General features: G+C 71.0%; 22 protein-coding genes. 11 read left to right on the forward strand and 11 right to left on the reverse strand.

The features are described 5' to 3' along the window. Positions 1-74 precede the first annotated feature (74 nt). Positions 75-995 carry an RNA polymerase sigma factor SigJ gene (sigJ, locus tag ACFS27_RS25315; protein WP_377189290.1) on the forward strand — a complete coding sequence of 307 codons (921 nt, stop codon included), beginning with the start codon at positions 75-77 and terminating at the stop codon, positions 993-995. 4 nt (positions 996-999) lie between these two features. On the opposite strand, the gene ACFS27_RS25320 is transcribed toward sigJ, so the two are convergent. Continuing rightward, the gene (locus ACFS27_RS25320; protein WP_377189293.1) at positions 1,000-1,743 is read right to left on the reverse strand and encodes an SDR family oxidoreductase; all 744 of its coding nucleotides are present in this window, start codon (positions 1,741-1,743) and stop codon (positions 1,000-1,002) included. A gap of 127 nt (positions 1,744-1,870) precedes the next feature. Here ACFS27_RS25320 and ACFS27_RS25325 point away from each other — a divergent pair, with 127 nt between their 5' ends. Continuing rightward, positions 1,871-2,497 carry an HAD family hydrolase gene (locus tag ACFS27_RS25325; protein ID WP_377189296.1) on the forward strand — a complete coding sequence of 209 codons (627 nt, stop codon included), beginning with the start codon at positions 1,871-1,873 and terminating at the stop codon, positions 2,495-2,497. A 16-nt stretch (positions 2,498-2,513) separates the two neighbouring features. Here the strand turns inward: ACFS27_RS25325 and ACFS27_RS25330 are convergent, their stop codons facing one another. Continuing rightward, entirely contained in the window at positions 2,514-4,133 is a 1,620-nt protein-coding gene (locus ACFS27_RS25330) for an ABC-F family ATP-binding cassette domain-containing protein (RefSeq protein ID WP_377189299.1), read from the reverse strand. 139 nt (positions 4,134-4,272) lie between these two features. Here ACFS27_RS25330 and ACFS27_RS25335 point away from each other — a divergent pair, with 139 nt between their 5' ends. Genes ACFS27_RS25335 through ACFS27_RS25350 form a run of 4 tightly spaced genes read left to right on the forward strand, consistent with a single transcriptional unit; the run spans position 4,273 to position 7,661 of the window. Continuing rightward, entirely contained in the window at positions 4,273-4,542 is a 270-nt protein-coding gene (locus ACFS27_RS25335; protein WP_377189302.1) for an exodeoxyribonuclease VII small subunit, read from the forward strand. Next, complete coding sequence (locus ACFS27_RS25340) at positions 4,539-5,495, forward strand: carbohydrate kinase family protein (protein WP_377189305.1); 957 nt, start codon at positions 4,539-4,541, stop codon at positions 5,493-5,495. The genes ACFS27_RS25335 and ACFS27_RS25340 overlap by 4 nt, the downstream gene beginning before the upstream one ends. Beyond that, positions 5,492-6,163, forward strand: a complete 672-nt coding sequence (locus tag ACFS27_RS25345) for a carbonic anhydrase (RefSeq protein WP_377189308.1) — start codon at positions 5,492-5,494, stop codon at positions 6,161-6,163. The genes ACFS27_RS25340 and ACFS27_RS25345 overlap by 4 nt, the downstream gene beginning before the upstream one ends. Before the next feature lie 55 nt (positions 6,164-6,218). Then, complete coding sequence (locus ACFS27_RS25350; RefSeq protein ID WP_377189311.1) at positions 6,219-7,661, forward strand: class II fumarate hydratase; 1,443 nt, start codon at positions 6,219-6,221, stop codon at positions 7,659-7,661. A gap of 105 nt (positions 7,662-7,766) precedes the next feature. On the opposite strand, the gene ACFS27_RS25355 is transcribed toward ACFS27_RS25350, so the two are convergent. Together ACFS27_RS25355 and ACFS27_RS25360 are read right to left on the reverse strand one after the other, a co-directional pair. Next, on the reverse strand, positions 7,767-8,525 hold the full coding sequence (locus tag ACFS27_RS25355; protein ID WP_377189314.1) for a GOLPH3/VPS74 family protein: 759 nt from the start codon (positions 8,523-8,525) through the stop codon (positions 7,767-7,769). Between the two features lie 265 nt (positions 8,526-8,790). Then, a complete protein-coding gene (locus tag ACFS27_RS25360) occupies positions 8,791-10,050 on the reverse strand; it encodes a PhoH family protein (protein WP_377191180.1) in 1,260 nt (419 codons plus the stop codon). 506 nt (positions 10,051-10,556) lie between these two features. On the opposite strand from ACFS27_RS25360, the gene ACFS27_RS25365 reads away from it, so the two are divergent. Further along, positions 10,557-11,120 carry a DUF1697 domain-containing protein gene (locus ACFS27_RS25365; RefSeq protein WP_377189317.1) on the forward strand — a complete coding sequence of 188 codons (564 nt, stop codon included), beginning with the start codon at positions 10,557-10,559 and terminating at the stop codon, positions 11,118-11,120. Between the two features lie 180 nt (positions 11,121-11,300). Continuing rightward, on the forward strand, positions 11,301-12,590 hold the full coding sequence (nhaA, locus tag ACFS27_RS25370) for a Na+/H+ antiporter NhaA (RefSeq protein WP_377189320.1): 1,290 nt from the start codon (positions 11,301-11,303) through the stop codon (positions 12,588-12,590). A gap of 86 nt (positions 12,591-12,676) precedes the next feature. Here the strand turns inward: nhaA and ACFS27_RS25375 are convergent, their stop codons facing one another. The 6 genes from ACFS27_RS25375 to ACFS27_RS25400 form a co-directional block, all read right to left on the reverse strand. Next, positions 12,677-13,936 carry an acetyl-CoA C-acetyltransferase gene (locus ACFS27_RS25375; protein ID WP_377189323.1) on the reverse strand — a complete coding sequence of 420 codons (1,260 nt, stop codon included), beginning with the start codon at positions 13,934-13,936 and terminating at the stop codon, positions 12,677-12,679. 60 nt (positions 13,937-13,996) lie between these two features. Further along, positions 13,997-14,647 (reverse strand): CoA transferase subunit B, encoded by a 651-nt coding sequence (locus tag ACFS27_RS25380; RefSeq protein ID WP_377189326.1) that lies wholly within the window; start codon positions 14,645-14,647, stop codon positions 13,997-13,999. A gap of 3 nt (positions 14,648-14,650) precedes the next feature. Beyond that, positions 14,651-15,475, reverse strand: a complete 825-nt coding sequence (locus ACFS27_RS25385; RefSeq protein WP_377189329.1) for a CoA transferase subunit A — start codon at positions 15,473-15,475, stop codon at positions 14,651-14,653. Between the two features lie 28 nt (positions 15,476-15,503). Beyond that, positions 15,504-16,868, reverse strand: a complete 1,365-nt coding sequence (locus tag ACFS27_RS25390; RefSeq protein WP_377189332.1) for a short-chain fatty acid transporter — start codon at positions 16,866-16,868, stop codon at positions 15,504-15,506. Positions 16,869-16,953: 85 nt separating this feature from the next. Next, the gene (locus ACFS27_RS25395) at positions 16,954-17,718 is read right to left on the reverse strand and encodes a 3-hydroxybutyrate dehydrogenase (RefSeq protein ID WP_377189334.1); all 765 of its coding nucleotides are present in this window, start codon (positions 17,716-17,718) and stop codon (positions 16,954-16,956) included. An 85-nt stretch (positions 17,719-17,803) separates the two neighbouring features. Beyond that, the gene (locus tag ACFS27_RS25400) at positions 17,804-19,168 is read right to left on the reverse strand and encodes an MFS transporter (RefSeq protein ID WP_377189337.1); all 1,365 of its coding nucleotides are present in this window, start codon (positions 19,166-19,168) and stop codon (positions 17,804-17,806) included. A gap of 178 nt (positions 19,169-19,346) precedes the next feature. Between ACFS27_RS25400 and ACFS27_RS25405 the strand changes: the two genes are divergently transcribed. Then, a complete protein-coding gene (locus ACFS27_RS25405) occupies positions 19,347-20,303 on the forward strand; it encodes a LysR family transcriptional regulator (protein WP_377189340.1) in 957 nt (318 codons plus the stop codon). Between the two features lie 30 nt (positions 20,304-20,333). On the opposite strand, the gene ACFS27_RS25410 is transcribed toward ACFS27_RS25405, so the two are convergent. Continuing rightward, positions 20,334-21,710 (reverse strand): helix-turn-helix domain-containing protein, encoded by a 1,377-nt coding sequence (locus ACFS27_RS25410; RefSeq protein WP_377189343.1) that lies wholly within the window; start codon positions 21,708-21,710, stop codon positions 20,334-20,336. Between the two features lie 377 nt (positions 21,711-22,087). Between ACFS27_RS25410 and aceA the strand changes: the two genes are divergently transcribed. Together aceA and aceB are read left to right on the forward strand one after the other, a co-directional pair. Continuing rightward, positions 22,088-23,437: an isocitrate lyase gene (aceA, locus tag ACFS27_RS25415; RefSeq protein ID WP_377189346.1), complete on the forward strand. Its 1,350-nt coding sequence runs from the start codon at positions 22,088-22,090 to the stop codon at positions 23,435-23,437. Further along, positions 23,437-25,257: a malate synthase A gene (gene aceB, locus ACFS27_RS25420; RefSeq protein ID WP_377189349.1), complete on the forward strand. Its 1,821-nt coding sequence runs from the start codon at positions 23,437-23,439 to the stop codon at positions 25,255-25,257. The genes aceA and aceB overlap by 1 nt, the downstream gene beginning before the upstream one ends. Positions 25,258-25,496 lie beyond the last annotated feature (239 nt).

The following is a 25,496-nucleotide window of genomic DNA, read 5'->3' on the forward strand; positions in this document are numbered from 1 at the left end:
GTTCACCCGCCGCACGGCCGGGCCCAAGTGCATTTCCTCGCGTACGGTCGAGGCAGCATGCCAGGGAGAAGACGATGACAGGTGAGGTCGACACCACGCTGGACGACGCGGCCGCGGTGTTCGCCAGCGCGCGCCGGCGGCTGTTCGGTATCGCGTACCGGATGCTCGGCTCCAGCGCCGAGGCCGAGGACGTGGTGCAGGAGACGTGGGTGCGGTGGCAGACGACGGACCGGTCGGTGGTCCTCAACCCGCAGGCGTTCCTCACGACGGCGACCACGCGCCTGGCGATCAACGTGCTGCAGAGCGCGCGGTCGCGGCGCGAGACGTATATCGGGCCATGGCTGCCGGAGCCGGTGGACACGAGCGAGGACCCGACGCTCGGCGCCGAGCGTGCGGAGGCCCTGGACGTGGCGGTGCTGGCCCTGCTGGAGCGGCTCACGCCCACCGAGCGGGCCGCGTACGTGCTGCGCGAGGCGTTCGACTACGAGTATCCCGAGATCGCGCGCATCGTGGGGGTGTCGCCCACCGCCACCCGGCAGCTGGTGAGCCGGGCGCGCAAGCATCTCGCCTCGGAACCGCGCAACACGGTGAGCACCGCCGAGCGCCGCGCGCTCCTGGAGGCGTTCCTCGCGGCCGCGCGGGTGGGCGACATCGAGCGGCTGGAGCAGCTGTTCGCGGAGAACGTCACCACCCGGGCCGACAGCAACGGGAGGTCGAAGCACGTCGCGCGGGTCACGGTCACCGGCCGGTCCAAGGTGGCGCGGGTCCTGTCCTCGTTCGCCGAGATCTTCTGGGCCGGCGTCACCACGCGGCCGATCGAGGTCAACGGCGAGGAGGGCATGGCGATGGAGCGGGACGGGGAGCTGATCGGCGTCCTGGCCGTCACGGTCTCCTCCGCCGGCCTGCACGAGCTCATGTGGCAGCTGAACCCGGAGAAGATCGCCCCCTTCCGGCGGGCCCGAGCGGGTCGGGCCGCGCCGGAGGGCTCGAACTGATCCGCTACGCCTGCGCCTTCCGCCACTGCTCGTAGCTGACCTCGCCGAGCTGGGCCTCCCCGTGCGGCACCAGCTCGCCGTCCTGCAGCGGCGCGCCGAAGTAGGTGGCGCTCGGGTCGGCGCGGACCTCGCGCGGGTCGTCCTTCGACGCGAGGTAGGTACGGACGATCTCGTCGAAACCGAAGGTCTCCGGCCCGGCGATCTCGATGGTCCCGTTCAGCGGCTCGCCGACGGCCGTCCTGGCCACGAACCGGGCGACGTCGGCGGAGGCGATCGGCTGGAAGCGGACCGGCGCGATGTGGACCACGCCGTCGGCCTCCGCGGTGTCGGCGATCGAGGCGAGGAACTCGAGGAACTGGGTGGAGCGGAGGATCGACCAGCCGGAGCCGGACGCCTTGACGAGGTCCTCCTGCACGAGCTTGGCACGCATGTAGCCGGAGTCGATGCCGTCGGCGCCGACGATCGAGAGGATCACGTGGTGCTGCACGCCGGCCTCCGCCTCGGCGTCGAGCAGGTTCTTCGTCGAGGTCCGGAAGAAGCTGGTGACGTCCTCCTCCGCGAACGAGGGCGAGTTGCTGAGGTCGACCACCGCCTGGGCGCCCTCGAGCACCTCCGCGAGGCCTTCCCCGGTCAGGGTGTTCACGCCGGTCTGCGGCGCGGCGGCCACGGCATCGTGCCCGTGTTCCTCGAGGTTGCTCACCACTTGGCTGCCGACGAGGCCGGTGCCGCCGATGACCACGATCTTCATGGTGTTCTCCTTGGTTGTGTGGTCGTTCTCCCGACGAGCCGAACGGCCCGTCAGGAGTTCGACCGGGAGCACCACGAATCTGTGACCGACGGGTGGATCACGTCGCCGGGCCGGATACGGTTCGTTCGTGACGACGATCCGACACCTCCTTTTCGACGCCGACGGTGTGCTCCAGGGGTTCCCCGGCGGCTTCTACCAGGCCGCCGAGCAGCTCCTCGGCGAGCGCACCCGCGAGATCCTGACCCTCGCGTCCGAGCGGGAGCACCAGCTCCTCGCGGGCAACGACGACTTCCTGCCGGTCCTCGCCGGGGTCCTTCGGGAGTACGACGTCGATGTGCCGGCCGCCGACCTGTACGCGGCGGTGTGGCAGAACATCGAGCCCGCCCCTGCGTCGCTCGACCTGGTTCGGCGGCTGCGCGAGGCCGGCTACGGGGTGCACCTGGGGACCAACCAGATCCGGCGCCGGGCCGACCACATGAGAGCCACGCTGCCGTACGACGACCTGTTCGACGTCAGCCTCTACTCCTGCGACCTGGGCGTGGCCAAGCCGGACCCCGCGTTCTTCCTCAAGGCAGCTACCCGGATCGGGGCCCCTCCTGCCGAGGTCCTTTTCATCGACGACCACTCCCCCAATGTCGAGGGCGCCCGGTCGACGGGCATGGCCGCAGTGCACTGGCGGCTCCAGGAGGGGCACGACGTCCTGCTGGAGCAGCTCGCGGTCCACGGCGTCGCACCGTCGGTGCGCGGCGCCTGAGCCGCGCCGGGCACGCCTACCGCTCGCGCTCCACCCGCCGCTCGTCCCACACGGGCTCGGCGGTCTCCCGCACGACGCCGTCGGAGCCGAAGACGAGGTACCGGTCGAACGACCGCGCGAACCAGCGGTCGTGCGTCACGGCCAGCACGGTCCCGTCGAACGACTCCAGGCCCTCCTGCAGCGCCTCGGCCGACTCGAGGTCGAGGTTGTCGGTGGGCTCGTCGAGCAGCAGCGCCGTCGAGCCGGCCAGCTCGAGCAGCAGGATCTGGAACCGGGCCTGCTGGCCGCCGGACAGCCGGTCGAACGGCCGGTCCGCCGCCTCGGTGAGCTCGTAGCGCCGCAGTCGCGACATCGCCATGCCCTTGTTCTGCGCGTGGTCCTCCCACAGGATGTCGAGCAGCGCGCGCCCGAACAGCTCAGGGTGCGCGTGCGTCTGCGCGAAGTGTCCGGCGACCACCCGCGCCCCGAGCTTCCACGAGCCCGTGTGCGCGACGTCCCCGCCGGCAAGCAGGCGCAGGAAGTGGGACTTGCCCGACCCGTTCGAGCCGAGCACCGCTACCCGCTCGCCGTAGAAGACCTCCAGGTCGAACGGCTGCATCAGCCCGGTGAGCTCCAGCCCCGCACAGGTCACGGCGCGCAGGCCCGTGCGGCCCCCGCGCAGCTTCATCGTGATGTCCTGCTCGCGCGGCGGCTCCGGCGGGGGCCCCGCCTCCTCGTACTTCCTCAGCCGGGTCTGCGCAGCCCGGTACCGCGACGCCATGTCGGGGCTGCTCGCCGCCTGGTTCCGCAGCGTCAGGACCAGCTTCTTGAGCTGCGCGTGCTTCTCGTCCCAGCGCCGGCGCAGCTCCTCGAACCGCGCGAACCGCTCACGCCGCGCCTCGTGGAACGTGGCGAACCCGCCGCCGTGCACCCACGCGTCCGCGCCGGCAGGGCCGGGCTCCAGCGACACGATCCGGTCCGCGGCACGCGAGAGCAGCTCCCGGTCGTGCGACACGAACAGGATGGTCTTCTTGGTGGTCCTCAGCTGGTCCTCCAGCCAGCGCTTGCCCGGCACGTCCAGGTAGTTGTCCGGCTCGTCGAGCAGCAGCACCTCGTCCGTGCCCCGCAGCAGCGCCTCCAGCACGAGCCGCTTCTGCTCGCCGCCCGACATCGTCCGCACCTCGCGGAACTGTGCCCGGTCGTAGGGGATGCCGAGCGCCGCCATGGTGCAGACGTCCCACAGCGTCTCGGCCTCGTACCCGCGTACCTCCGCCCAGTCCGACAGCGCCTGCGCGTAGGCCATCTGGGCGGCCTCGTCGTCGACGGTCAGCATCGCGTGCTCTGCCTCGTCGACGGCACGCGCCACCTCGCGCAGCCGAGGCGCCGAGACGGACACGAGCAGGTCGCGCACCGTGGTCTCGTCGCGCACCGAGCCGACGAACTGGCGCATCACACCGAGCCCGCCGCTCACGGCGACGGAGCCGCCGTGCGGGGTCAGCTCACCGGTGATGATGCGCAGCAGGGTGGTCTTGCCCGCCCCGTTCGGGCCGACGATCGCCGTCGCGCTGCCCTCGCCCACGCGGAACGAGACGTCCCCCAGGAGCGTCCGGCCGTCCGGCAGGTGATATTCGGCGTGCGCTACCTCGAGATGGCCCATGGGTCACCATGGTCCGACGTCGGACCGGTCTGGACCAAACTCTTTCGCGGAGCCGGCGACGAGGCCGCCCGCGAAGGCGCCGAGGTCGTGCCTGTGGACGGAGTCCGCAGATGTCGGTGGCGTGCTGTTGACTGTTCCTGTGAGTACAGACGCTGTGACTGATGCCGGCACGGACCCGGCGAAGGACGCCCCTGACGTTGCGACTCTCAGCTATGAGCAGGCGCGCGACGAGCTCGTGCAGGTAGTCAGCCGCCTAGAGACGGGCGGGGAGCCGCTGGAGGCGTCGCTCGCGCTCTGGGAGCGCGGCGAGGCCCTGGCCACCCGCTGCCAGGAGTGGCTCGACGGCGCCCGCGAGCGCCTCGCCGCCGCCCAGAGCCGGTCCGCCGAGTCGGCGGAGGGCGCCGAGTGAGCGCGTACGTCCTCGCCGTGGGCGAGGCGCTGGTGGACGAGGTACGCCGCCCGGACGGCTCCACCGCCGAGCATCCCGGTGGCAGCATCGCCAACGTGGCACTCACCCTGGGCCGCCTCGGCCGGGAGGTCCGGCTGGCGACCTGGCTCGGCGCCGACGCGCGGGGCGACCTGGTGCGCGGCTGGCTCGCCGAGTCGGGTGTCGAGCTCGTACAGGGCAGCGACGGCGCCGCGCGCACCAGCGTCGCGGTGGCCACGCTGGACGCCGGCGGCTCGGCCACGTACGACTTCGACCTGACCTGGCAGGTGCCGGCCCAGGCGCTGCCGGGCGGGGACACCAGCGCCGAGGCGAGCGCGCAGGTCGGCGGCAGCGAGGCGCTCGCCGTGCACACCGGCTCCATCGCTGCGCTGCTCGAACCGGGTGCCGGCCAGGTGCGGCAGGTCCTCGAGGCCGCGCGGACGACGTCGACCACCACGTACGACCCGAACGCACGGCCCGCGATCATGGGGGCCGCCGAGGACGTGCGCCCGCGCGTCGAAGCACTGGTGGACCTCTCCGACGTGGTCAAGGTCAGCGACGAGGACCTGGCCTGGCTGTACCCGGGGTCCGACCCGGTGGCGGTCGCGCGCGACTGGCAGCGCGGCACCCCCGCGCTGGTGGTGGTCACGTTCGGTGGCAAGGGCGCGGTGGGCGTGTCCGACGTCGGTACGGTCGAGGCAGTGGCTCCGCAGGTCGAGGTGGTCGACACCGTGGGGGCCGGCGACTCGTTCATGGGCGCCCTGATCGACGGGCTGTGGGAGCACGACCTCCTGGGTGCTGACCGGCGGGACGCACTGAACGCCGTCGACCCCGCGACCGTGCAGCAGGTCCTGGACCGCTGCTGCACCGTCGCGGCCATCACCGTGTCCCGCGCCGGGGCCAATCCCCCCAGCCGAGCGGAGGTCGCGTCATGAGCCCGGATCGGGTTCCCACCCAGCTCACGCCGCAGGAGGCCTGGGAACGGCTGCGCTCCGGCAACGACCGGTTCGTCGCGGGCGCGCCCGCGCACCCGTCCCAGAACGCGGACCGGCGCCGCGAGCTGCGCGGCGCGCAGCACCCGCACACCGTGATCTTCGGCTGCTCGGACTCCCGTGTCGCCGCCGAGATCATCTTCGACCAGGGTCTTGGCGACGTGTTCGTGGTCCGCACCGCCGGGCACGTCGTGGACACCACCGTGATCGGCTCGATCGAGTACGGGGTTGACCTGCTCGGTGCGTCCCTCGTGGTCGTGCTGGGTCACGACTCGTGCGGTGCCGTGGCGGCCGCTGCGCACACCCTCGCGACGGGCGAGCAGCCGGGCGGGTTCGTGCGCGCGGTGGTGGACCGGGTGATCCCGTCGATCGTCAACATCACCTCGGGCGACCCGGCCACGGCGATGGCCGCGCTGGCCGACCAGGACGTGCTGCGCCGCGAGCACGTGAAGCACACCGTCGGGATGCTGCACAGCTACTCGGCGGGCTTGACCCGAGCGGTCGAGGAGGGCCGGTGCGCCGTGGTCGGCCTCGAGTACGACCTCGCCGTCGGCAGCGCGCGCATGGTGAACGTGATCGGGGAGGTCGGCGAGCTGCCGCCTCCCGCGTGACGGGAGTCACGCGCTCGGGTGCGTCGGCGGGGCGAGGCTGCGGCACGATAGAACCATGACTGCTGACACCGTCGTCCCGTCGAGCTCTCCCGAGTCCGGCGACACGACCGAATACCGCATCGAGCACGACACCATGGGTGAGGTCCGGGTGCCTGCGAACGCCTTGTACCGCGCACAGACGCAGCGGGCCGTCGAGAACTTCCCCATCTCCGGCACCCCGCTCGAGCGCGCGCACATCGAGGCGCTGGCCCGAGTGAAGAAGGCCGCCGCCACCGCGAACGCGGAGCTGGGCGTGCTCGACAAGGACATCGCCTCCGCCATCGTGGCCGCCGCTGACGAGGTCGCCTCCGGCAAGCACGACAGCCACTTCCCGATCGACGTGTTCCAGACCGGCTCGGGCACGTCGTCGAACATGAACACCAACGAGGTCCTCGCGACGCTCGCCACCGCGTCGCTCGGCCGGGACGTGCACCCGAACGACCACGTCAACGCGTCGCAGTCGTCGAACGACGTGTTCCCCACCTCTGTGCACGTCGCCGCGACGTCCGGCGTCGTGAACGACCTGATTCCCGCGCTGACCCACCTGGCCGACGCCCTCCAGGCGAAGTCCGACGAGTACGCGACGGTGGTGAAGTCCGGCCGCACACACCTCATGGACGCCACCCCGGTCACGCTCGGCCAGGAGTTCGGCGGGTACGCCGCCGCTGTCCGCTACGGCGTGGAGCGCCTGCAGGCGGCACTGCCGCGCGCGGCGGAGGTCCCGCTGGGCGGCACCGCCGTCGGCACCGGGATCAACACCCCTGCAGGGTTCCCGCAGCGCGTCATCGCTCTGCTCGCCGAGGACACCGGGCTGCCGCTGACCGAGGCCCGCGACCACTTCGAGGCGCAGTCCGCCCGGGACGGTCTGGTGGAGCTGTCCGGTGCGCTGCGCACCATCGCGGTCTCCGTGACGAAGATCTGCAACGACCTGCGCTGGATGGGCTCCGGCCCCAACACTGGCCTCGGCGAGATCGCCCTGCCCGACCTGCAGCCGGGCTCCTCGATCATGCCGGGCAAGGTCAACCCGGTCATCCCCGAGGCCGTGCTCATGGTGTGCGCCCGGGTCATCGGCAACGACGCCACGGTGGCGTGGGCCGGCGCGACGGGATCCTTCGAGCTGAACGTGCAGATCCCGGTGATCGCGCAGGGCGTGCTCGAGTCGATCCGCCTGCTGGCGAACTCGTCGCGCGTGCTGGCGGACAAGACCGTCACGGGCATCACCGCGAACGTCGAGCGCGCCCGCGCGCTCGCGGAGTCGTCCCCGTCGATCGTGACACCGCTGAACCGCGTGATCGGCTACGAGGCCGCCGCCAAGGTCGCCAAGACCGCCGTCAAGGAGGGCATCACGGTGCGTCAGGCCGTGCTCGACCTCGGCTTCGTCGAGCGTGGCGAGCTCACGGAGGAGCAGCTCGACACCGCTCTCGACGTGCTGTCGATGACCCGCCCGCCGCAGGCCTGAGCCACGCCGCAGACCTGAGCGCCACAGAAGCGGACAGACACGAGGGCCGCACCCCCTGGGTGCGGCCCTCGTGGCCTCCGGCCGGCAGGTGCCGAGCGGATCAGGTCAGGAGACGGGAGCCTCGACTGCCTCGGTGGCCGGGTCGGCCGTCTTGTCGGCGTCGCTCGACAGGAGGATGAACGCCGCCGCAGCGACACCGACGGTGGCGACGGTGGCGACCGTCGCGGCGATCGCGACCTGGGTCGCGACGGTGGCCACACCCCACTCGCTGCCCGCGATCTCCTCGGCCCGCTCCTCGGCGACCTTGCGCTGCTCCTTGCCGACCAGGCCGGACACCAGGCCGGACCCGTGCAGCAGGGAGATCAGGGTGGCGGTGCGCTCGTCGGGCTCCGCGCCCTCGAGCAGGACCTTCGTGAGGTTGGCGCGCAGCGCGACCTCGTGGCTCGAGTCAGCGGCGGGCCAGCGGGTGATGGGGAGCATCCGGAAGAGCTTGGACTCCTCCTTCTCGAGGATCCCACGCTCGGCGAGGGCCGCCAGCAGGTTGTCCTCCGCCTTGTCGGAGATGGCCTCGACGACCTTCCGGGCCGGCGCCTCGGGGGTGGCGAGCACTGCCTCCAGGGCGGCGTCGAGGGCCAGGTGGCCAGTGGGGGTGTTGTCGGTGACGAGGATGGTGGTGTCCCCGGCCTTCTCGCGCTCCTCCTTGGTCGCGCCGGCCTCCGGCGCGCCCCGCATGAGGGTCTTGTTCGCGGCGGCGAGGTCGGCCAGGAGCGCGCCGGCGAGGCGAACACCCAGGTTGTCGACGGTGGCGGTCTTGCCCGTCTCGTCGTCGACGGCGAGCAGCAGGAAGTCTTCGGCAATCAGCATGCTCCGATGCTATATCCGACAAGCGAGACAAACCCCAATTACGACAGCCACTGAGAAGGCGATACGCAGTCTCCGGGGTAACTTTGGTTAGCCTTACCTCATACTGCTACTGTCGGCGGTGCACGCACGAGAGGCGAGCCGCCGGGCTGCGGGGCTGGGGGGTTTCCGTCCGGCGGCACGCCTCTCCCGTGCCAGGAGTTCACGAACAGGTCAGAAGCTCAGGTCACCGGCGGTGACCTGAGCTTCTGACTGTCGGCAGTGAGAGTCAGACCTCCAGGCGCTCCAGCATGTCGGTCACCAGGGCTGCCACCGGCGAGCGTTCCGACCGGGTCAGGGTGATGTGCGCGAAGAGCGGGTGCCCCTTGAGCGCCTCGATGACGGCGGCGACGCCGTCGTGCCGCCCGACCCGCAGGTTGTCACGCTGCGCGACGTCGTGCGTGAGCACCACGCGCGAGCTCTGGCCGATCCGGGACAGCACCGTCAGCAGGACGTTCCGTTCCAGCGACTGCGCCTCGTCCACGATGACGAACGAGTCGTGCAGGGACCGCCCGCGGATGTGCGTGAGCGGCAGCACCTCGAGCATGTCCCGCTCGATGACCTCGTCCACCACGGCGGGCGAGACGAGCGCGCCGAGCGTGTCGTAGACGGCCTGCGACCACGGGTTCATCTTCTCGGACTCGGAACCGGGCAGGTAGCCCAGCTCCTGCCCGCCCACCGCGTACAGCGGCCGGAACACGACCACCTTGCGGTGCTGCTGGCGCTCCAGCACGGACTCCAGGCCCGCGCACAGGGCGAGCGCCGACTTGCCGGTACCGGCGCGGCCGCCGAGCGAGATGATCCCGATCTCCTGGTCGAGCAGGAGGTCGATCGCCACGCGCTGCTCGGCCGAGCGGCCATGGACCCCGAACACCTCCTGGTCGCCGCGGACCAGCTGCACCCGCTTGTCCGCCGTCACCCGGCCGAGCGCCGATCCGCCCGGCGAGTGCACCACCATCCCGGTGTGCACCAGCAGCGGCGACGCCGCCTCGACGGTCGCCGGGTCAAGGCTCGCGATCTCGACCGCGTCGTTCTCCCAGAGGGATCCCATCTGCTCGTCGGACAGGTCGATCTCACGCATCCCGGTCCAGCCGGAGTCCACCGCGAGCTCGGCCCGGTACTCCTCCGCCGGCAGGCCGACGGCGGACGCCTTCACCCGCATCGGGAGGTCCTTGGAGACCACCGTGACGCTGTTGCCCTCGGCCGCCAGGTTGGCGGCCACGGCGAGGATCCGGGTGTCGTTGTCGCCCAGCCGGAAGCCGGCGGGCAGGACGGTCGGGTCCACGTGGTTGAGCTCCACCCGCAGAGTTCCGTCAGCGTCCCCCACGGGGACCGGTGAGTCGAGGCGGCCGTGCTGCACCCGCAGCCCGTCCAGCATCCGCAGGGCGCTCCGGGCGAAGTACCCGAGCTCGGGGTGGTGACGCTTGGCCTCCAGCTCCGTGATCACGACGATTGGGAGTACGACGTCGTGCTCCGCGAACCGCAACATCGCCTTCGGATCACTCAACAGCACAGACGTGTCGATGACGAAGGTCCTGCGTTCGTCACCGGCCGCGCCGGGAGCGGCGTCGGCACTCTGGTCGGTCGGACGGGTGGTGTGTGCGGAATGGCTCACTGCGGTTCTCCCTCCGGCGCCGAAGCGCCGTGACAGTCACGTCGCTACCTGGCTGGTACCGCCCGTCGGCGGAACCGACCCGGACGAACCGGGGCTGGTGGATGGGCCGGGTGACCGACTCGGTGCGCCGCGGCGTGGCGCAGAGCCGGGACCGGCCCTTCTCCACGGAGCGAGCACTCCATAGGTTGGCCTCCCGAAGGGGCGACTGGGTGCCGTCCCTCAAAGTGGAAACTACGCGCCCTGCCATCCCATGACCAGACCCACGCCCCGGCGGGTCGCAAGTTGTCACGAAGTGTTCACACGCTGGCAATGGCTTGACCCGCACCCCAAGAAATGGCAAAAATCGCAGGGAGGCGCGCCGTAGCGGCAGGATGGGGCGCATGGCTTCCTTCGCTGTCCTGCTCCGCGCCGTCAACGTCGGGCCGAGCCTGCGTGTCACGTCCGCCGACCTGCTCGGCGCCGCCGAGACCGCCGGGCTCGGGTCCGCCCGCACCCTGCTCAACAGCGGCAACCTCGTGGCCACGCCAGGAACCTCCGGCGCAGCCGGACCCGCCGACGCCGCGCGCCTCGTGCAGGACCGGCTCAGCGAGCGGCTGGGCCAGGACGTATCCGCCGTCGGGCTGAGCGGCGCGCAGCTGGACCGGATCGCCCTGGCCAACCCTTTTCCCGCCGCCGCACGGGACCATCCGTCGCAGCTCCAGGTGCACGTGCCGTTCGGCGAGCTGGACGAGGCCGGCATCGCCCGGCTCGATCTGGGCCACCCCGGGCGGGAGATGCTTGCGACCGGCGCGGGCGTGCTGTACGTGCACTACGTGGACGGGATCGCCCGGTCGAAGCTCACGCCGAAGGTGGTCGACAAGGCCGCCGGTGCGCCGACCACTGCCAGGAACTGGAACACGATCACCAAGCTGCGCACGGCGTGCGCGGCACTGGACTCGAGGTAGCTCCGCGGGTAGATCGTGACCCAGGTCTCACCCGAAGCATGCCCTAGGGGCCGTGAGACAAGACCGTGGCACGACTACATGGCAGGTAGGGTAAAACGAAGGTGTGCCGGGAAGTCTGGTCGGCGTGGACCGGGTCGACCGGTCCTTCTCTGACGACCCGCAAAGCCGAGAGGACACGCGTTGAACCCTAACGCCGCCGCACCCACCCGAATCCAGCGCCTGCGAAGCTGGGCCGCCCGAGAGACCACTGGCGGTGCGCTCCTGATCGGGGCTGCGTTCCTTGCCCTCTTGTGGGCCAACTCCCCCTGGCGGGAGACCTATCAGGCGCTGACCGCGACGGTGATCGGCCCGGCCACGCTCGGACCGATCCCGGTGCACCTCGACCTGTCGCTCGGCACCTGGGCAGCCGACGGGCTGCTCGCGATCTTCTTCTTCGTCGTGGGCGTCGAGCTCAAGCAGGAGTTCGTCGCAGGCAGCCTGCGCAACCCCAAAGAGGCCGGCGTCCCGATGATCGCGGCGGTCGGCGGCATGGCCGTGCCCGCGCTGGTCTACGTCGGCGTCGTCCTGGCGCTCGGCGACCCCAGCGCCCTGCACGGCTGGGCCATCCCCAGCGCCACCGACATCGCGTTCGCGGTGGGAGTCCTCGCGATCTTCGGCCGCGGTCTGCCGATAGCGATCCGGACGTTCCTGCTGACGCTCGCCGTGGTGGACGACCTGCTCGCCATCGTCGTCATCGCGATCTTCTACACCAGCGAGATCCACTGGCTCTCCCTGCTCGGCACGCTCGTCTTCATCGGGCTGTTCGCGTGGCACGTCCGGTCGCGCAAGCCCCGGTGGTTCGTCCTGCTGCCGCTCGCCGCAGTGGCCTGGGCCCTGATGCACGCGTCCGGCGTGCACGCGACCATCGCCGGCGTGCTGCTCGGCTTCGCCGTGCCCGCGCTCGCCCTGCACGGCGAGGCGAAGTCTCGCACCACCCAGTACGAGCACCGGATCAAGCCGCTGTCGTCCGGTATCGCGCTGCCCGTGTTCGCGTTCTTCGCCGCGGGCGTCTCGCTGATCGACGGCGACGGGCCGGGTGCCGTCATCGGCCAGCCGGTCGTCGCGGCGATCACCGCCGGCCTCATCCTCGGCAAGCTCATCGGCGTGCTCGGAGCCACGGCGCTCATCACCCGGATCACCCCCCTGCGCCTGCCCGACGGCATCGGCGTACGCGACCTGCTGCCCGTCGGGTTCCTGGCCGGGATCGGGTTCACCGTGTCGCTGCTGATCAGCGAGCTGTCCTTCGGCGACTCGGAGCACACCGACGGGGCGAAGATCGCGATCCTCGGCGCCTCTGTGCTCGCCGCGATCCTCGGCGCGATCTCGCTGCGCTGGGACGCCCGCCGCGCCCGCTCGTCCGACATGAACCTCGACGGCCGGGCCGACGAGGTCCACGAGTACATCGGCGACGCCAAGGACCGCGAGTCCTGACCCTGCGCCCCGGTAGGCAGACAGCGAGGTAGTCACCCGGTCGACGCTGGGTGGCTACCTCGCTGCACGACTGCCTCGGGAAGGTGTCAGTACTCCAGGAGGAGCGCCTCGCCCTGGCCTCCGCCACCACACAGGCCGACGGCGGCCCTGCCGCCCCCGCGCCGCGCCAGCTCGTGCGCCGCGTGCACGGCTATGCGGGCACCGGACGCCCCGACGGGGTGCCCCAGCGCGATCCCGCCGCCATGCACGTTGACGCGGTCCAGCGGGACGCCCAGTGCCTTCGCGGACACGCCGACCACCACGGCGAACGCCTCGTTGATCTCGACGACGTCGAGGTCGTCGGCCGTCCACCCCTGGCGCTCCAGGGCCTGGGCGATCGCCCGGGCCGGCTGGGAGTGCAGCGAGTTGTCCGGACCGGCCACCTGGCCGTGCGCGCGGACCGTCGCGAGCACGGGCACCCCGGCCGACTCCGCACGACCACGGGTCGTGAGCACGAGCGCAGAGGCGCCGTCGGAGATCTGCGACGAGTTACCCGCCGTGAGTGTCCCCTCGCCCGCGAACGCGGGGCGCAGCTTCGCCAGCGACTCGGGCGTCGTGTCGGGCCGGACGCCCTCGTCGGTGCGCACCTCGACCGGCTCGCCACGGCGCTGCGGCACCGACACCGGCGCGAGCTCCGCCTCGAACACACCGTCCTTCGCGGCAACCGCGGCCCGCTGGTGCGAGGCCGCGGCGATCTCGTCCTGCTCCTCGCGGGACACGAACACGGAGCCGGAGTTGTGGTCCTCCGTCGAGATGCCCATGGAGACGCCGTCGAACGCGTCGGTCAGGGCGTCGTGCGCGGTCGCGTCCAGCAGCTCCGCCGAGCCGTAGCCGAACCCGAACCGGGACCCCGGCAACAGGTGCGGTGCGTTCGTCATCGACTCCTGCCCGCCCACGAGCACGACGGCAGCCTCGCCGGTCCGCAACAGCCGTGCGCCATCGATGATCGCCGTCAGCCCGGAGAGGCAGACCTTGTTGACCGTGACCGCCTGCACCTCCCAGGAGACGCCGGCGGCGACCGCCGTCTGCCGGGCCGGGTTCTGCCCGGCGCCCGCCTGGATCACCTGGCCGAAGACGACCTTGTCGACGTCGGCGGCCAGTGCGCCGGCGCCCTCCAGGGCGCGCCGTGCCGCCACGGCGCCCAGCTCGACGGCGCTCAGTGTCGCCAGCGATCCCTTCAGTCGTCCCTGCGGCGTCCGTGCCGCCGAGACGATCACTACATCGTCAGCGCCGTTCTTGTCAGCGCTGTTCTCCGCACCCGGTGCTGCGCTTGTGGCGCTTCCCGGTGTGGTGCTCTGGTCAGTCATGAGACCTCCTTTGGCCGTCGTTCTCCAGCGTATCGCTCGGTGTCGCGCGCCTCGCGGCCCTCACCTCATCGGCTCGACGAGGTCCACGGTGAGGTCCGGCTCCGTCTTCTCGATGACCTCTTCTGCGGTGACTCCCGGCGCGAGCTCCCGCAGGACCAGGCCGGACGGCGTCACGTCGAGCACCGCCAGATCCGTGATGATCCGGTTCACCACGCCCTTGCCGGTCAGCGGCAGCGTGCAGGAGCGCAGGATCTTCGGCGACCCGTCGCGCGCCACGTGCTCCATCAGGATGATCACGCGGCCTGCCCCGTGCACCAGGTCCATGGCGCCGCCCATGCCCTTGACCATCTTGCCCGGGATCATCCAGTTGGCCAGGTCACCCGTGGCGGACACCTGCATGCCGCCAAGGATGGCGGCGTCGATCTTGCCGCCGCGGATCATCCCGAACGATGTCGCGGAGTCGAAGATCGACGAGCCTGGCAGCAGCGTCACCGTCTCCTTTCCCGCGTTGATCAGGTCGGGGTCCACGGCGTCCTCGGCCGGGTACGGCCCCACGCCGAGGATCCCGTTCTCCGACTGCAGCACCAGGTGCCGGCCCTCTGGCACGTAGTTCGGCACGAGCGTGGGCAGCCCGATGCCCAGGTTCACGTACATGCCGTCGGTCAGCTCGCGCGCGGCGCGCGCGGCCATCTCGTGTCGGGTCAGTGCCATGGTTCAGGCCCCCTTCGTGTCCGGCGTGGTGGTCGACGACGGCGCGGCGACCGTACGCCTCTCGATCCGCTTCTCGATGTCGGTGCCGACGTGCACCATGCGATGCACGTAGACCCCTGGCAGGTGCACGGTGTCCGGGTCGATCTCCCCCGGCTCCACGAGCTCCTCGACCTGGGCGATGCACACGCGTCCCGCCATCGCCGCGAGCGGCGAGAAGTTCCGGGCCGACTTGTTGAACACCAGGTTCCCGTGCCGGTCGCCGCGCAGGGCGTGCACCAGCGCGAAGTCGGTGCTGATCGACTCCTCCAGCACGTACTCTGCGGGGTCACCGGTTCCGGTCGTGAAGGTACGCACCTCCTTGGCGGGCGACGCGATCGCGATGCCACCGGCGCCGTCGTACCTGCGCGGGAGGCCGCCGTCGGCCACCTGGGTACCCACGCCCGTGCGGGTGAAGAAGGCGGCGATGCCCGCGCCGCCGGCGCGGAGCTTCTCGGCGAGGGTGCCCTGCGGCGTGAGCTCCAGCTCCAGCTCGCCCGACAGGAACTGCCGCTCGAACTCCTTGTTCTCGCCCACGTACGAGCTGGTCATCTTGCGGATCCGCTGGGCGTTCAGCAGGACGCCGAGCCCCCAGTCGTCGACGCCGCAGTTGTTGCTCACGACGGACAGGCCGGTCGTGCCCTGCGCCAGTAGCGCCTCGATCAGCGCTATCGGGTTGCCGCAGAGCCCGAACCCGCCGACGGCGAGGGAGGCGCCGTCGGGTATGTCGGCTACCGCCTCGGCCGCGCTCGCGACCACCTTGTCGAACCCGCTGCTTATCGCTTCGGTCATCGTCGACTCCATTCCGATCGGGATCAGGTCAGGCCCCGGGCCCGACGATCAGCAGGGTCGCCGCGAAGACGATCCCGGAGGCCAGCAGTGTCACGGTGGTGTATCCAAGGATGTCCCGCACCTTCAGTCCGGCGATAGCCAGCAGTGGCAGCGCCCAGAACGGCTGGATCATGTTGGTCCACTGATCGCCGTACGCCACGGCCATGATCGCGATGGCCGGGTCGACCCCGAGCTGGGTGGCGGCGTCGAGCAGGATCGGCGCCTGGACGGCGAACTGACCGCCGCCCGACGGCACGAAGAAGTTCACGACGCCCGCCGCGACGAATGCCAGCGCTCCGAAGGTCTGCGGTGTCGAGACACTGACGATCGCGTCGCTGAAGATCTGGATGAGGCCCGTCGCCGTCATGATCCCGAGGATGCCCGCGTACAGGGGGAACTGCAGCAGGATGTCGCCGACGTTGGTCGCAGCGTTCTTGACGAGCGCCGCGACCTCGAACGGGCTGCGCACCAGCAGGAGCACGAGCGCGAGAAACGTCCAGTTCACGATGTCGAGGGTCGGCGTGCCGCCGTCGGCGAAGTAGACCACCAGGTAGGCGACGAGGCCCAGCCCCGTCAGGGTGGTCAGGACCCGGCTCGCGTCGAGGCGGTCGGCCGGGGTCACCGGTCGCTCGATCTCGACCTGGGCCGCGCGCGCGTCGACCTCGAGCTCGACCACGCGATCCGTGCCCCGCGGGGCGACCAGGGCCAGGGCCCCTGCGACGACGACCACGGTGACCACTGCCGCGATCATGTTCCACGGCGCGAACGTGGTCTCGGAGACCGGGATGGTCTCGCCCAGCTGCGCCGCGACGAACGAGTCGGCGGTGGCCGCCGTCAGCGGTCCAGAACCGGTGTACCCCATGTGCCAGACGACGAAGCCGGAGAAGCCCGCGGCGACGAGCAGCGGGAAGTGCACGCGCACGCCCTTGGCGCGCATCTGGGCCGCCACCTCCCGGGCGAGCAGACCGCCCGCCACCAGACCGAGCCCCCACTGCACCAGCGACAGCGCCGAGGCGAGGACCGCGACGAACACGTACGCCTGCACCGGGCTCCGGGGCAGCGCGGCAACCAGGGCGAGGCCCCGGCGGACCAGCCGCGTGTTGGCGAGCATGTGCCCCAGCAGCAGGACGAGCGCCATCTGGGTCATGAAGGCGAGCAGCCCGGACAGCCCGTCGCCCCAGCCGGTGAGCACCGCCCTCGGCCCTGCGTCGGTCAGCAGGAGCGCGAGCGCCGCCACGACGAACGTCAGCAGCACGGCGAACACCAGCGCGCTCGGGATGAACCGCTCCACCACGGCGTTCACCGGGCGCATGGCGGCCGCAAAGGGGTTCCTGGCCTTGGTCGTCTCGGTCATCGCAGTACCTCCTGGCGCGATTCCTCGTGTTCCGTTCCGGGCGCGTGCCTCGTTCCTCGGCCCGCACCCTCCGCTGCACCCTTCGTCATCGCGCGCTCCATCCGCCGTCCATCGTCCACGAGCCGCCGGACACCATTGCCCCGTCCGGCCCGGTGAGCCACCCGACCAGCGAGGCGACCTCGTGGGGTTCCACGAGCCGCTTCACTGCGGACTCCGCGAGCATGACCTTAGCCATCACCTCTGACGCCGGGATGCCGTGCACCCTCGCCTGCTCGGCGATCTGCCTCTCCACCAAGGGGGTGCGCACGTAGCCCGGGTTGACGCAGACGCTCGTGACGCCGTGCTCGCCGCCCTCGAGAGCCGTCACCTTCGACAGCCCTTCCAGGCCGTGCTTTGCCGACACGTACGCTGACTTGAACGGCGACGCGACCAGGCCATGCACGGAGGAGATGTTGACGATCCGGCCCCAGCCCCGCTCGTACATGCCGGGCAGCGCCGCACGGACCAGCAGGAACGGGGCCTCCAGCATGATCCGGTGGACCAGGCGGAAGTCCTCGGGGTCGAGGTCCTGGACGGCGCTGACGCGCTGGATGCCCGCGTTGTTCACCAGTACGTCGGTGTCCAGCTCGAACGAGTCGAGCGCTCGGGTGTCCGACAGGTCGACCACCCAGGCCGTACCCCCCACCTCGTCGGCGACGGCCTTGGCCCCGTCACCGTCCAGGTCGGCCACGGTCACGTGCGCGCCGTGCGCCGCGAGCTCCCGCGCGCACGCGGCGCCGATGCCGCTCGCGCCGCCGGTCACGAGTGCCCGCCGGCCCTCGAGCCGGCCACCCTCAGGGGTCGGGTTCATCGTCGATCCTTCTCCTCGGTCGTCCTGTGGCAACTCGTAGCACCTGGTCCTGTGGCCGTTCGTGCCACGGCCGGTCGTCGTCGGCTCAGTCGTCCTGGGCCGCGAGCGCCCGCTCGCGTGCCTGGTCGGCTGCGTCCAGGTCGTGCAGCGAGGCCCCCCTGGTCTCGCGCAGTGCGAGCGCCGCGACCAGGGTGATGGCGGCGGCCACTGCCATGTAGACGGCGGTGGGCCACCAGGACCCGGTGTTCTTGAGCCAGGTGGTGGCCAGGATCGGGGCGAGGGAGCCCGCCACGATGGAGGTGACCTGGTAGCTGATCGAGACGCCGGAGTACCGCATCCGGGTCGGGAACATCTCGGCCATGATCGCCGGCTGCACCGCGTACATCATGGCGTGGAACAGCAGGCCGGCCATGAGGACAACGAGAATCACGCCCGTGTTCCGGGTGTCCATCGCGGGGAACGCGAACCAGCACCAGGTGGCGCCGAGGATCGCGCCGGCCACGTACAGGGGTCTGCGGCCGATGCTGTCGGCGAGGCGTCCGACGACGAGGATCACCACGAAGTGGAACGCGTGGGCGGCTGCGACGACCCCGAGGATCCGGGTGGTGTCCATGCCGAGGGCCGTGCCGAGGTAGACGATCGAGAAGCTCACCACGAGGTAGTACAGGATGTTCTCCGCGAACCGCAGGCCCATACCGGTCAGCACGCCGCGCGGGTACCGCTTGATCACCTCGAGCACGCCGTAGCTCTTGGCGCCCTGGTCGATCTCGGCCTTGGTCTCCTCGTAGATCGGGGCGTCGGAGACCCGGGTGCGGACGTAGTAGCCCACGACGATCACGACGGCCGACAGCCAGAAGGCGACGCGCCAGCCCCAGGCGAGGAACTCGGCCTCGCTCAGGACGCCGGACATCGTGTAGAGCACGACGGTCGCGAGCAGGTTGCCTGCCGGGACCCCGGCTTGGGGCCAGGCTGTCCAGCGGGCCCGCTCGTCGTCCTTGCTGTGCTCCGCCACGAGCAGGACGGCGCCGCCCCACTCGCCGCCGAGCGCGACGCCCTGGACGAAGCGCAGCACCACCAGGAGGGCCGGCGCGAGGTACCCGACCTGCCCGAACGTGGGGAGGCAGCCCATGAGGACGGTCGCTACGCCGATCAGCACGATCGTGAACTGCAGCGTGCTCTTGCGCCCGAGCTTGTCGCCGAGGTGGCCGAAGATCACGCCGCCGAGGGGCCGTGCGAGGAAGCCGACGGCATAGGTGACGAATGCCGCGATGATCGCGTCGTACTCGTTGCCGGTCTCTGGCATGAGGACCTTGTTGAACACGAGCGCTGCGGCGGTCGCGTAGAGAAAGAAGTCGTACCACTCGACGACGGTGCCTGCCATCGAGGCGGCGACGATGCGCCTGATCAGCGACCGGTCGTCCGGTGCTTCGGTGCTCTGCTGTGCAGACATGCTGCTCCTTGGTGTCGACTCTGACACGGGGAGTGGCCGGCCGGTGCGATCCGCACGACCCGCCACTGTGACGTGCCAGAGTGTTCCCGCAAGGCGCTGTGCGGGGCAATGACGAAGTGGGCAGACGCCGTGTGCACGAATGCACACCCGTTGGCCGGCGGCTTGGTAGCGTCACCGCATGCCAGCCCGCAACGACCCGCCGGCCGGCCAGGTCGCAGACCAGCTCCTGGTGCTGCTGGAGGTCGCCCGCACCGGCCGGTACACGACGGCGGCGCAGGCGCTCGGCGTCAACCACACCACCGTCGCCCGCAACATCACCGCGCTGGAGCGCGCCCTCGGCGGTCGCCTCCTGGTGCGTGGCGCGGACGGCTGGGAGCTCACGTCGCTCGGCCGCCGCGCGGCACGGGCGGGCGAGGCCGTGTCGGACGCGGTGGACCGGCTGGTGGCGGGCGACACCGAGGCCGACCCGATCACCGGTGTCGTGCGGATGACGGCGACCGACGGGTTCAGCGCGTACGTCGCCTCCCCCGCGATCGCCCGGCTCCGGGGTGCGCACCCGGAGCTGGCGGTCGAGCTCGTCACGGTCACCCGGGTGGCGACGCACCACCGCTCGGGGGTCGACATCGACGTCGTCGTCGGGGAACCGAGCGTGCAGCGCGCGAAGGCCCTGCGCCTGGGCGAGTACGTGCTCGGCATGTACGGCGCCAGGGACTACCTGGCGCGGCACGGCACACCGACGACGGTCGCCGAGATGTCCCGGCACGGGCTGGTCTACTTCGTCGACTCGATGCTGCAGGTCAACGACCTCGATGCGCCGCGGCGGCTCGTGCCAGGCATGCAGGACGCGCTGGCCTCCACCAACGTGTTCGTGCACGTGGAGGCGACCCGTGCCGGGGCGGGGCTCGGGTTCCTGCCCTGCTTCATGGCCGACCGGCATGACGACCTGGTGCGGCTGCTGCCCGACGAGGTGACCGAGCGGCTGCCCTACTGGGCGGTGATCCGCAGCGAGTCCTGGCGCCGGCCGGCGGTGGCCGCCGTCATGCAGGCGCTGCTGGAGGAGATGGTGCGCCAGCGGGACCGCATGCTGGGCCTCCGCGGACCGTCCGACGCCGGCCCGGGCGGACCGCAGGCCTGACGGTCACCGCACTCGGCGACCACCCGGCGCTCAGACCTCGGGGGCGTGCCGCTCCAGGAACCGGTAGACCTCCGTGGTCTCCACGCCCGGGTACGCGCCCGAGGGCATCGCGGCCAGCATCGAGGCGTGGGGACGCGCAGAGGGCCACGCGAAGTCGCCCCACTTCGCGGACAGCTCTTCCGGCGGACGCCGGCAGCACGACTCGTCGGGGCACAGCGAGGTGTTTCGCTCGGTCGTCTCGCGCCCCTCGAACCACTTGACGTCCGCGAACGGCACGCCGACGGACACGGAGAACGCGCCGTCCGACGTGTTCTCCACCCGTGAGGTGCACCAGTAGGTGCCCGACGGCGTGTCGGTGTACTGCGCGTACGGGTTGAACCGGTCCTCGACGTCGAACACCCGGCGCGCGGTCCACTGCTTGCACACGTGCTGGCCCTCGACGGCCCCGAGGGCGTCCGACGGGAACCGCACGCCGTCGTTCTCGTACGCCTTGTGCAGGATCCCCGACTCGTGGACCTTCATGAAGTGCACCGGGATGCCGAGGTGCCGCGTCGCGAGGTTGGTGAACCGGTGCGCAGCGGTCTCGAACGACACCCCGAACGCGTCGCGCAGGTCCTCGATGGCGATGGACCGCTCGTCCTTGGCGTCGCGGAGGAACTTCACGCCCGGCTTCTCCGGGACCATGAGCGCCGCCGCGAGGTAGTTCGCCTCGACGCGCTGGCGGAGGAACTCGCCGTAGTCGCCGGGCTCGGTGTGGTCGAGCACGTGCGAGGCGAGAGCCTGCAGCAGCGCCGACCGCGTGTTGGAGCGGCCGCGGAATCCCTTGGACGGCAGGTAGAGCCGCCGGTTCCGGGTGTCGATGACGGACCGTGTCGAGTGCGGCAGGTCGCTCACGTAGTGCAGCGTGAAACCGAGGTGCGCGGCGATCTCTGCCGCCATGCGCTGGGGCAACGGTCCGGACGTGTGCCCGACGTCCGCGAGCAGGCCCTTGGCGACCTGCTCGAGCTCGGGCAGGTAGTTGTCCTTGGCGCGCATGTCGCCGCGGAGCTCACCGTTGGCCCTGCGGGCTTCCTCCGGCGTGGCCGCACGCTCGGTGTGCAGCCGCTCCAGCTCGCGGTGCAGCGCCAGGATGGTCGAGAGCGCGTCGTGCGGCAGCGACTTGCCGATGCGCACGCCCTCGATCCCGAGCGACGCGAACAGCGGGCCCCGCTGTACGCGCTCGAGCTCGATCTCCAGCGCGTCTCGCTCCGACGGCGCCTCCGCCGACAGCAGGTCGTCCACGCCGGTGCCGAGAGCGCGGGCGATGGCCTGCAGCTGCGAGAACTTGGGCTCCCGCTTGCCGTTCTCCAGCGTGCTGACCTGAGACGGCGCCCGGTCGATCGCCGAGGCGAGGTCGTCGAGCGTCATCCCCTTGCTGGTCCGCAGGTGCCGGATGCGGCGGCCGATCGTGAGGGCGTCCGGCTCGGCGTCCGCCTGACCCGCGGCCGGCGCCTGGCCAGGAACCTGGCCGAGCGCCTGACCCGGTACCCGCCCGCGAGGCCGGCCAGTTGCCTGCCCTGCGCCGTTCTGCGTAGGACGCGAAGAAGTTGCGTTTCGCGCGGTTCTGCCATTGCCGGTGGTTCCTGCCATGCCCGAGGGTGACATACGAGAAGGCTTCCGTTCAACAGAAGAACTCACTTTCTTCTACTCAGATTTGCTTGAGAAGGGGGTTGCGCAGGGCAGAAGGTCGTAACACGTCACCCGGCAGGCGCGGTGACGACGTTCCACCGAGAAGGAGACCCGCCATGAGCGCACCCACCATCGATTCCACGTCCGAGGCGACCGCGTCCGCGACGACCGCGTCGAAGCCCGTGCGCACCGGCGACCAGGTGCAGACGGCCGCGGAGCTGCAGCAGTCCTGGGACTCCGACCCGCGCTGGGCCGGCATCGAGCGCACCTACACCCCCGAGGACGTCGTCGCGCTGCGCGGTTCGGTCGGCGAGGAGAACACGCTCGCCCGCCGCGGCGCCGAGCGCCTGTGGCGCCAGCTGCACGAGGAGGACTACATCAACGCCCTCGGAGCGCTGACGGGCAACCAGGCGGTGCAGCAGGTCAAGGCGGGACTGCAGGCCGTCTACCTCTCCGGCTGGCAGGTCGCCGGTGACGCGAACCTCTCGGGCCAGACCTACCCCGACCAGTCGCTCTACCCCGCCAACTCGGTGCCGGCCGTGGTCCGCCGCATCAACAACGCGCTCCTGCGCGCCGACCAGATCGACGTCTCGGAGAACGGCACACCCACCCGCGACTGGCTCGCCCCGATCGTGGCCGACGCCGAGGCCGGCTTCGGCGGCCCGCTCAACGCGTACGAGCTGATGAAGTCGATGATCCAGTCGGGTGCGGCGGGTGTGCACTGGGAGGACCAGCTCGCCTCGGAGAAGAAGTGCGGCCACCTGGGCGGCAAGGTGCTCATCCCGACGCAGCAGCACGTGCGGACGCTGAACGCGGCCCGGCTGGCCGCCGACGTCGCCTCCGTTCCATCCATCGTGATCGCCCGGACCGACGCCGAGGCCGCGACGCTGATCACGTCCGACGTGGACGAGCGAGACCTCCCGTTCATCACCGGTGAGCGCACCGCCGAGGGCTTCTACAAGGTGACGAACGGCATCGAGCCGTGCATCGCCCGTGCCAAGGCGTACGCGCCCTACTCCGACCTCATCTGGATGGAGACCGGCACGCCCGACCTCGAGCTCGCGCGCAAGTTCGCCGAGGCCGTCAAGGCCGACTTCCCCGACCAGATGCTGAGCTACAACTGCTCGCCGTCGTTCAACTGGAAGAAGCACCTGGACGACGACACGATCGCGAAGTTCCAGCGCGAGCTGGGCGCGATGGGCTTCAAGTTCCAGTTCATCACCCTGGCCGGCTTCCACGCCCTGAACTACTCGATGTTCGATCTCGCCCACGGCTACGCCCGCGAGCAGATGTCGGCGTACGTGCGGCTGCAGGAGGCGGAGTTCGCCGCCGAGGAGCGCGGCTACACCGCCACGAAGCACCAGCGCGAGGTCGGCACCGGCTACTTCGACCGCGTGGCGACGGCGCTCAACCCCGACTCCGCCACCACCGCCCTGGCCGGTTCTACCGAGGCGGCGCAGTTCTGATGACCGCGACCATCGACACCCGCCCGCAGGGCGCCAACCCCTACGCCCCCGACGCCGGCCTCGCCGGCCTCGGCACCCCGCCGGCCGCGCGCAACGGTTCCCCCTCGACGCCCAGGAGCTCGGCACCGAGCTCGCTGCCGAACGGCGGGGTGGGCGCCTCGCGGACCGGCGCCCGCCGGGGCGTGATCACTGTGACCGGGTCCGTCGGACCACGCTACGGCGAGATCCTGACCACCGACGCGCTCCAGTTCCTGGCTCTGCTCCACGACCGGTTCGACTCCGCCCGCGACGAGCTGATCGCCCAGCGCCAGCTGCGCCGCCAGGACATCGCCGACGGTAGCGACCCCGACTTCCGGGCCTCCACCCGGCCGGTGCGCGACGACCCGCACTGGCGGGTCGCCGGCTCCCGCCGGGCACCCGGCCTGGAGGACCGCCGCGTCGAGATCACGGGCCCCACCGACCCGAAGATGACGATCAACGCGCTCAACTCCGGTGCCCGGTGCTGGCTGGCCGACGCCGAGGACGCGTCCAGCCCCACGTGGCCCAACGTGGTGGAGGGGCAGCTCGCCCTGCGCGACGCGATCCGCGGCACGCTCAGCTTCACGAACGAGGCGGGCAAGGAGTACTCGCTGCGGTCGTCGGACATCGCGGACCTGCCGACCATCGTGTTCCGGCCCCGCGGCTGGCACCTCGACGAGGCCCACCTGCGCTACACGGACGCGAACGGCATCACAAGCAGCGCCCTCGGCAGCCTCGTGGACTTCGGGCTCTACTTCTTCCACAACGCCGCCGAGCTGATCGCACGTGGCCGCGGCCCGTACTTCTACCTGCCGAAGCTCGAGGGCTACAAGGAGGCGCGGCTCTGGAACGAGGTGTTCGAGATCGCACAGGACGCGCTCGGCATCCCGCGCGGGACCATCCGGGCCACCGTGCTCATCGAGACGCTGCCCGCGGCGTTCGAGATGGAGGAGATCCTCTACGAGCTGCGCGACCACTGCGCGGGGCTGAACGCCGGCCGCTGGGACTACCTGTTCTCGGTGATCAAGTGCTTCCGCACTCGCGGTGACTCCTACGTGCTGCCCGACCGCGCACAGGTCACCATGACCGCCCCGTTCATGCGCGCGTACACCGAGCTGCTCGTCGCCACCTGCCACAAGCGGGGGGCACACGCCATCGGCGGCATGAGCGCGTTCATCCCGGACCGGCGCAACCCTGAGGTCACCCGGGAGGCGTTCCAGCGGGTCGCCGCGGACAAGAAGCGCGAGGCCGGCGACGGCTTCGACGGCACCTGGGTGGCGCACCCCGACCTGATCCCCGTGGCCGAGGCCGAGTTTGATGCGGTGCTCGGGGACGCGCCGAACCAGGTCACGCGCCTGCGCGACGACGTGGTGGTGGGCCAGCACGAGCTGCTCGACATCGCGTCGGCCCGCCGGGGCGGGGCCACGGTGACCTCCGCCGGCCTGCGGTCGAACGTCTCGGTGGCCGTCCGCTACCTCGACGCCTGGCTGCGCGGTACAGGTGCCGCGGCGCTCGACAACCTCATGGAGGACGCCGCCACCGCCGAGATCTCGCGGTCACAGGTGTGGCAGTGGATCGCCTCGGGCACCGTGACCGACGACGACCAGCTACCGGTGACGCGCGAGCGGGTCGAGGCCATCCTGCTCGACGTCGTCGCCTCGCTGTCACCCGATCACGGCAACCGCATCGAGGATGCAGCAGAGATCTTCCGCGAGGTCGCCCTCCGTGACGCCTTCCCGCCGTTCCTGACCAACCCTGCCTACCAGGGGCATCTGGTGGGCTCTCCGGCCGACCAGGTCTGAGGTTCGTCCCGCACAAGCTGCCCGACGCCGCGCCGGTCGCCGGTCTCTCTCAGCCCCGCCATCCCTGGGGTGTGACCGGTGCGGCGTCGGGTGTGGGCCTGGTGTCTCAGGCTGTGCGGGCTACCGGTCGTAGGTGGTGGCGTACAGGTTGCCGTACCCGGCACGACAGGGTGGCCGGTCGGTGTCGTGGTGGTGACGGTGCGTCTACCGGTCCCGGGCTCGGTGTCCGTGACCGCGGA

Source organism: Promicromonospora vindobonensis (assembly GCF_042685865.1).
GTDB classification, from domain to species: Bacteria; Actinomycetota; Actinomycetes; order Actinomycetales; family Cellulomonadaceae; genus Promicromonospora; species Promicromonospora vindobonensis.